This window comes from Nioella ostreopsis (genome assembly GCF_004000255.1).
GTDB classification, from domain to species: Bacteria; Pseudomonadota; Alphaproteobacteria; order Rhodobacterales; family Rhodobacteraceae; genus Nioella; species Nioella ostreopsis.
The window spans coordinates 1-561 of sequence record NZ_RCIQ01000085.1; the positions used below are offsets into that span (position 1 = coordinate 1).

At 64.9% G+C, this 561-nt stretch carries 1 protein-coding gene; it reads right to left on the reverse strand.

What is annotated here, in order from left to right; genetic code table 11:
• The coding region (locus tag EP237_RS22915) for an IS5 family transposase (RefSeq protein ID WP_127563115.1) at positions 1-495 on the reverse strand (495 nt) is incomplete at its 3' end.
• Positions 496-561: the final 66 nt, after the last annotated feature.

The window sequence follows — 561 nt, forward strand, 5'->3', positions numbered from 1 at the left end:
AAACTCGACCGCGCGGATGTCGGAAGTGGCGGTGTCCATGGCCAGATGGACCTTGCGCCATTGGCGACGGCCTTGCACACCGTGCGTCCGGGCCTGCCACTCGCCATCGCCGAGGAACTTGATGCCGGTGCTGTCCACCAGCAGGTTCAGCGGCCCGCCGGCACGGCGATAGGGGATCTGCACCTTAAGAGTCTTCTGCCGGCGGCACAGCGTGGAGAAGTCTGGAACGGGCCAGTTCAGCCCGGCAAGGCGCAGGAGGCTGGCGACCGTCCCCGCGGTCTGCCTGAGCGGCAGCTTGAATAGCACCTTGATCGACAGGCAGAACTGGATCGCCGCATCCGAGAAGACTGGCGGGCGTCCGGGGCGGCCCTCATGCGGCGCGTGCCAAGCCATCTCCTTGTCCAGCCAGATCAGCAGAGACCCGCGCTTCGTCAGCGCAGCGTTGTAGGCGGACCAGTTCGTCGTGCGGTAGCGGGCGGGCTTGGGCTTGCTCATGACGCCCGTCTAACCGCTTGGATTCGTGATGTGAATCCTTCACTGTGAGAGTTCTGCAACAACGCC